The organism is Stenotrophomonas pictorum JCM 9942 (assembly GCF_001310775.1).
In the GTDB taxonomy this organism is placed as follows: Bacteria; Pseudomonadota; Gammaproteobacteria; order Xanthomonadales; family Xanthomonadaceae; genus Stenotrophomonas; species Stenotrophomonas pictorum.
Window position 1 is genome coordinate 1 of the sequence record NZ_BAZI01000139.1, and the last position, 6,854, is coordinate 6,854.

General features: G+C 66.8%; 6 protein-coding genes and 1 pseudogene. 3 read left to right on the forward strand and 4 right to left on the reverse strand.

The window, feature by feature from the left end; all coding sequences use genetic code 11:
- Positions 1–494: pseudogene (locus JCM9942_RS08685) on the reverse strand (HNH endonuclease); the annotation flags it as partial.
- 557 nt (positions 495–1,051) lie between these two features.
- Between JCM9942_RS08685 and JCM9942_RS08690 the strand changes: the two are divergent.
- Positions 1,052–2,152 (forward strand): NAD(P)-dependent alcohol dehydrogenase, encoded by a 1,101-nt coding sequence (locus JCM9942_RS08690; protein WP_199398911.1) that lies wholly within the window; start codon positions 1,052–1,054, stop codon positions 2,150–2,152.
- 42 nt (positions 2,153–2,194) lie between these two features.
- Here JCM9942_RS08690 and JCM9942_RS08695 read toward each other — a convergent pair whose 3' ends face one another.
- The gene (locus JCM9942_RS08695; protein WP_054659063.1) at positions 2,195–3,037 is read right to left on the reverse strand and encodes a class I SAM-dependent methyltransferase; all 843 of its coding nucleotides are present in this window, start codon (positions 3,035–3,037) and stop codon (positions 2,195–2,197) included.
- A gap of 256 nt (positions 3,038–3,293) precedes the next feature.
- On the opposite strand from JCM9942_RS08695, the gene JCM9942_RS08700 reads away from it, so the two are divergent.
- A complete protein-coding gene (locus JCM9942_RS08700; RefSeq protein WP_054659065.1) occupies positions 3,294–4,787 on the forward strand; it encodes a SulP family inorganic anion transporter in 1,494 nt (497 codons plus the stop codon).
- A gap of 32 nt (positions 4,788–4,819) precedes the next feature.
- Here the strand turns inward: JCM9942_RS08700 and JCM9942_RS08705 are convergent, their stop codons facing one another.
- Positions 4,820–5,284 carry a hypothetical protein gene (locus JCM9942_RS08705; RefSeq protein WP_145974324.1) on the reverse strand — a complete coding sequence of 155 codons (465 nt, stop codon included), beginning with the start codon at positions 5,282–5,284 and terminating at the stop codon, positions 4,820–4,822.
- 239 nt (positions 5,285–5,523) lie between these two features.
- Between JCM9942_RS08705 and JCM9942_RS08710 the strand changes: the two genes are divergently transcribed.
- Entirely contained in the window at positions 5,524–5,919 is a 396-nt protein-coding gene (locus tag JCM9942_RS08710) for a host attachment family protein (protein WP_054659069.1), read from the forward strand.
- 63 nt (positions 5,920–5,982) lie between these two features.
- Here the strand turns inward: JCM9942_RS08710 and JCM9942_RS08715 are convergent.
- Positions 5,983–6,854, reverse strand: an 872-nt coding sequence (locus tag JCM9942_RS08715) for an acyl-CoA dehydrogenase family protein (protein ID WP_256202340.1), incomplete at its 5' end; no start/stop codon positions are given.

The following is a 6,854-nucleotide window of genomic DNA, read 5'->3' on the forward strand; positions in this document are numbered from 1 at the left end:
TTACCGCCGCGGCGCTGGGCCACGGCGCGCATCGCCCAAACGCGGGCGTCGTGGTCGCTATCCACTGGAGCGGCGAACGCCCCCGCTTGCGCATCTGCCTCCACCTGCCCCTGGTCATGGATGACCAGGGGCAGGACCTTCCACTTTCCGTCGCCACCCTTTTGCAGGGCTACGTGCCCGTGATCCGCTGGATTGAACAGCACGTAGCGGGTGCGCCGCGGCGGGCCGGGATCGACCAGTTTGAACAAGCGGTCGTGCGGGTGATCCTGGTCACTTCGCCAGTTCGTGCGCGAGTAGTTGTAGTGCACTCGACTGGGCGAGTTGACCGTGAACAGCTCCAGGTCGGCGCGGGCGTTGCCCAACGGGTCGTGAGGGTGGTGCGACAGGTCCCACTCCTCAACCTCGGCCAGCGACGCGCTGCCCAACGCCTCAATGGCGTCGACGGCTCGCCAATACTTGACGCCATCGCGTCCCGGCTTCTGTGTGGCGGCCATCGGCTACGTCCCCTGTCCAATTGTCCCCACGGCCCATGGGGGTGAGCCCCAAGCGCGGCACGATGAAGAAGACTGGAATAGTACTTTCCTGTACAGCGTGGGACCATTGCTCCACGGCTCACAGCGATCGTCAGGCTTCGAATCCAGTCCCCTTCTGGCGAATGTGAGTAACGCTGCGAGTAACCGCGGCGGGCCGTCAGAGAGAAGTTCTTCCCCAGCAATCTCTTGGGTGACGAATGTGATTGCTGGTGGGACCATGGAAGGCACCGGGAGTTTCCACTCCGGTGCCTTTTTTGTGCGCGATGGCTGTTGGCGTGATCCCGGCGTAACGTCGATGTGAGCGCGTCTGCGGGGTGTGCGGGCAAGGGGCATGCCGGCGTGGCGGGTTTGGCGCAGCCCGTGTGCGCGGGGAGGGGAACTTCCCGGCGCCCGGGGTTTGGGCGGCCTGCACTGGGCTGGCGAGGTGGCTTGTGCCGTCAACAGGCCGTTACCACGCCGGGAGTATGCTCGGCCCGACCGGTGGCGGCCGGGCCCCTTCCCTCGCTGAGGAATGCATCATGAGCATGATGAAAGCTGCCGTATTCGTTGAGCCCGGGCGTATCGAGCTGGCCGACAAACCCATCCCTGATGTCGGTCCCAACGATGCGCTGATCCGCATCACCACCACCACCATCTGCGGGACCGATGTACATATCCTCAAAGGCGAGTACCCGGTCGCCAAAGGACTGACCGTCGGCCATGAGCCGGTCGGGGTGATCGAGAAGCTCGGCAGTGCGGTGCAGGGCTACACCGAAGGGCAGCGGGTGATCGCCGGGGCGATCTGCCCCAACTTCAATTCCTACGCCGCGCAGGACGGGGTGGCCTCGCAGGATGGCAGCTACCTGATCGCCAGCGGCCGCTGCGGCTGCCACGGTTACAAGGCCACCGCCGGCTGGCGCTTTGGCAACATGATCGACGGCACCCAGGCCGAGTATGTGCTGGTGCCCGACGCGCAGGCCAACCTGGCGCCGATTCCCGACGGGCTGAGCGACGAGCAGGTGCTGATGTGCCCGGACATCATGTCCACCGGCTTCAAGGGGGCGGAGAACGCCAACATCCGCATCGGCGATGTGGTGGCGGTATTCGCGCAGGGTCCGATCGGCCTGTGCGCCACCGCCGGGGCGCGGCTGCTGGGGGCCTCGACCATCATCGCCGTCGATGGGAATGAGCACCGGCTGCAGATCGCCAAGGCGATGGGGGCCGACGTGGTGCTGAATTTCCGCAACTGCGATGTGGTGGACGAGATCATGAAGCTCACCGGCGGTCGCGGCGTGGACAGTTCCATCGAGGCGCTGGGTACGCAGGGTACGTTTGAATCGGCGCTGCGTATCCTCAAGCCCGGTGGCACGCTTTCCAGCCTCGGTGTGTACTCCGAGGACCTGAAGATTCCGCTGGCGGCGTTCGCCTCGGGCCTGGGCGACCACAGGATCAACACCGCACTGTGCCCGGGCGGCAAGGAGCGCATGCGTCGGCTGATGAACGTGGTCGCGTCCGGACGCGCCGATTTCGGGGCGCTGGTGACCCACCACTACGCGCTGGACGACATCGTCGCCGCCTACGATCTGTTCTCGCACCAGCGCGACGGCGTGTTGAAGATCGCGATCAAGCCCGGCCCTTGAAGCGCTGTGCCGGGGCGGTGGAGCGCCGCCGCCCTGTTGCGGTCAGCGTCGCACCGCCAGCACCCCGTCCAGCGCCAGCCCGGTCTTGAAGCCGGCTTTCTGCAGGCGGCTGGCGACTTCGCGGGGTAAGTCGCGGCCGCTGGTGAGTTTGTTCGGCGCGCCGGTGTAGTGGAACAGTTTGCCGCCGGGGCGCAGTACGCGCGCCAGCTGATCGTAGAACACCTGCGAGTAGAGTTCCCCGGCGATCCCGAAGCGCGGCGGGTCGTGCAGCACCGCATCCATCGAGGCATCGGCCAGGTGTTCGATTTCGCGTGACACATCGCCGTGGGCCAGATGCAGCCGGCCGTGTGCGGAAGCGGCTTCCGGGTCGGGCGACCACGGGTTGAGCGTGCGCAGCCACAGCACTTCGCTGCTCTTCTCGAACGAGCGGATGCCGGCCACTCCTTCAGCAAGGCAGCAGGCGGCGAAGTAGCCCATGCCGCCGCAGGTGTCGAGCAGCTGCTTGCCCCGCGGCTCCACCAGCGCGACCTTGCGCCGCGCATCGTCCAGCGGCGAGAGCTGCGCGCTGACCAGCATCTTGATGCCGTCGATCTCGAAGGTCGGAATACCCCAGTCGGTAGGCACCAGCTTGTACAGCGCGCTGCCGAACCGCGAGGCGGCGCTGAAGGCATCGCCATCCCAGTAATAGATGGTACGGTCCTTGAGTTTGTCCGGCCACGCAAAGCGCTGTCCGTGCCACTGCCAGCCGTCCTCAGCGAGGATCACGGCGGTCTCGCTGCGGCCCAGATCGAACGAGGCGTGGATCTGTTGGGCGCCGTTGTTGAGCGCCGTCCGCAGCCGCTCGAGCAGGGGGCGGGTGAGCAGCGGGCCGGTGTAGTGGGGCATGGGAGATCGAAGCCGGGTGGCGGAGCGCCGCAGCACCGGTGGCGTTGGGAAGGGGCGTGCATCGTACCTGACCGGGCCCGCATTCAAGGTCACCCGGAACGGGGGGAAGTCGTGCCGAGCTGGCGGTGGACTTGCGTGACCGCGGGCGAATTTTGTCCGCAGCCCAGCCAGGCCGCATAATCCGCCCCCTTTCCGGCCCGCGGGCCGCCGCCGCGCCGTCGGTTACGCGCGTCCGCTGTTCCAGGCTGCCCAATCCATGTCCTTTCTCCGATCCGAACTGGCGCAGTGGCGTGCCCATCCGCTGCGCGAGCTGCTGGCCGGCGCGGTCGCCACGTTCGCGCTGATTCCCGAGGTCATCGCGTTCTCCTTCGTGGCCGGCGTGGACCCGCAGGTGGGGCTGTTCGCCTCGTTCGTGCTCAGCATCGTGATCGCGGTGTTTGGCGGGCGCCCGGCGATGATCACCGCCGCGGCCGGTTCAGTGGCACTGGTGGCCGCGCCGCTGGTGTCCGCGCATGGGCTGCCCTATCTGTTCGCCGCCGGACTGCTGGCCGGCGCGGTGCAGGTGCTGTTCGGCGCGTTGCGACTGGATGTGCTGATGCGCTTTGTCAGCAGCTCGGTGCGCACCGGCTTCGTCAACGCGCTGGCCATCCTGATCTTCGCCGCGCAGCTGCCGCATCTGGAGGCGGCCAATGCGGCGACCTGGGCGCTGCTGGGGCTGGGCTTGGCGATCATCTACGGGTTGCCATACCTGCCGCTGCCCGGGGTCCGGGTGATTCCCTCACCGCTGATCTGCATCGTGGTGCTGAGCCTGCTGGCGGTGCTGCTGCAACTGCCGGTGAGCACGGTGGCCGACCTGGGCCAGCTGCCGGGCGCGCTGCCACAGTGGCTGGGGCTGCCCGAGGTGCCGTGGGACCTGCAGACGCTGCGGATCATCGCGATGCCTGCGTTGGCGATCGCGATGGTGGGACTGCTGGAGTCGTTGATGACCGCGCGCGTGGTGGACGAATTGACCGACACGCCCAGCCCGAAGCACCGTGAAAGCATTGGTCTGGGTGCGGCCAATATCGCCAGCAGCCTGTTCGGCGGCATCGCCGGCTGCGGCATGATCGGGCAGACCGTGGGCAATGTGAAATACGGCGGTCGCGGCCGCCTGTCCACCCTGTTTTCCGGCGTGTTCCTGCTGATGCTGATGGTGCTGCTCAAACCCTGGATGGCGCAGGTGCCGGTGATCGCTCTGGTCGCGATCATGGTGATGGTCAGCGTCTCCACCTTCGACTGGCGCAGCTTCGGTGCGTTGAGACGGCACCCGCGCCTGTCCGGGGTGGTGATGCTGGCGACGGTGGCGGTCACCCTGGGCACCCATAACCTGGCCGCCGGTGTGGGCGTGGGCGTGCTGCTCAGTGGCGTGTTCTTCGCGCTGAAAGTGGCGCAGCTGCTGGATATCCGCATCGAGGACACCGGCGGTGTGCGCACCTACCGGGTCACTGGCCAGGTGTTCTTCGCCTCGGCCGATCCGTTCATCGACGCGTTCGATCCACGGACCTTGCCCGGTACCCGGGTGGTGATCGACCTGGATGGTGCGCGGCTGTGGGACATCACCGCGGTGGCGGCGCTGGACAAGGTGGTCACGCGGCTGCGCCATCACGGCGCCACAGTACGGGTGCACGGCATGGACCGCCACAGTCGCGGGCTGATGCGGCGCGTGCGCAGGGAAGGGGTGTGGGCCGAGGATGGCGTCTCCGGCAGCTGAGCCGGTGCGCACCGTTCACCCCGGCCGTGCGCTCAGCCGCGGTTGTACTCGACGAATTTGGCGAACTGCGCCAGTTCATCCAGCACGGTCTTGCCGTGGGTGAGGATCCGCATCGTGCGGTTCACGTCGTCCCAGCCGCTGTTGCCGCGCTTGCCGCCGTGGAAGACATTGTTGCGTGCCGCGCGCAGCAGGATCGCCACCGCCTGCAGTTCGAATTCGTTCTCATCGAACTCGATCTCGCGCCAGGCCAGCTTGCCGTGCGAGGTGCTGATCTGCTGCTGCGGGCCGGCTTCCAGCAGCGCCAGCGCATCGGGTGACAAGGTGTAGCGGGTGCGGTTGCTGCGCACGAACTTGTCCCAGTTCGGCTCGGCCTTCTTGCCGGGCTTGTCCGACTTCAGGTAGCCGGCTTCCTTCATGCAGAACTCGAAGCGGGCGAACGCGTAGAAAAAATCGAACGCGGTGTGTTCGAGCGTGGGGGTGATATCGGTCTTGATCATGTGCCGGTCCATTGCCGAGACGGGAGGAAGTGCCGTGGCGTGCAAGGGCAGCGGAAACGGGCGGCTCGCGCCGGACCCGTCGGACAGTCGAATGACGGCGGCGAGGGCTGCCAGTGTACGGGAAGCGCCCGGTGCCGGCCTAAACGGCGTGCCGCGCCGGGTGGTCAGGGGCCGGGACAGGAGCCTCACATCGGCCCCGTTAGGCTGCGGTTCCTGCCCCAAGTCTGCAAGGTGATGAGATGTCGCTGATTCCTCAAGGTACCTGGGTTGTGGTGGCCAATGGCCGCAGCGTACGCGTACTGCGCAATGTGGGGACCGAAACCCAACTCAAGCTGCATCAGGATCCGACCCCCACGCTGGATACGGAAAATGTCGGTCCTTCGGGCCTGCAGCCCAAAGAGAACGACACCGGTGAGGCCGCGTTTGTGAAGCTGCTTGCCGACTGGTTGAACCGGCAGGCGCTGGCACACCACTTCGAGCGGCTGGTGCTGGTGGCCGATGCGGTGTCGCTGGGCGAGATCCGGCCACAGCTGCACAAGGAGGTGCAGGCGCGGCTGCATGCCGAGATCGTCAAGGACTGGACCAACATCCCGTTGGATGACATCGAGAAGGCCCTGAACGCGCAGCGCATCTGAACCGGCGGGTCTCCCCCGTCACCCCCGACCGTCGCCGGGAGCGGCCCGCGCTTTTGATTCCTCTCAGAGCACGTCGAAAGCGTAGTTGCCGCGTTCCAGTACCGAAGCGGCCAGTTGCTCGACCTGCGCGTCCTCGTTGCGCTCCAGCCCGCGCACGTTGCGGGCCAGACGGCGGCGTGCCTGGCGGGCGAACAGCCCGGCGATGGTGACCCCTTCTCCGGCGGCCGGGTGTGACTGCTTGACCAGGCTGTCGGCGCGCGAGAGCACGCACAACCCGACGAACACATCGATGGCGATATCGGCGATGCGCTTCTGCGCGTGCTGCTGATCGGCGATGTGCTTGCCGTGCTTGCGCAGCAGCCGGTCCGAGACCTTGGACAGTTCGACCGTGTACTTCTCGCACAGCGCCGCCAGCTTGCGCAGCTCCGGCGCCAGCGGATGGGCGATGCGGTCGGTGCCATAGCCGGTGGCTTCGCGCATGCGGCGCCCGGCGTAGTCGCCGAGCACGCCGAAACCCTTGATCGGATCGTTGAAGATGCCGCCGACCGCGCTCTGCAGTTCACTCAACGTCGCGCCCACGCCCTTGAGCCCGGACAGCGCCACATACAGCCGCAGGATCTCGTTGGTGCCTTCGAAAATCGACAGGATGCGGGTGTCGCGGGTCATCTGCTCGTAGGGGAACTCGCGCATGAAACCGTTGCCGGCGGCGATCTGCAGTGCCTCGTAGCAGGCGCGCTGCACCGCCTCGCTGGCGAACACCTTGCTCATCGCCGCTTCCACCGAATAGTCGCTGCGGCCGCTGTCGATCAGGTGCGCGACCATCCACACCGCGCTTTCGGCGGCGAAGCAGTCCACCGTCATCTGCGCAATCTTCTCGCGCACCAGCCCGAACTCGCCGATGGTCTGGCCGAACTGGCGGCGCTCGTTGGCCTGCG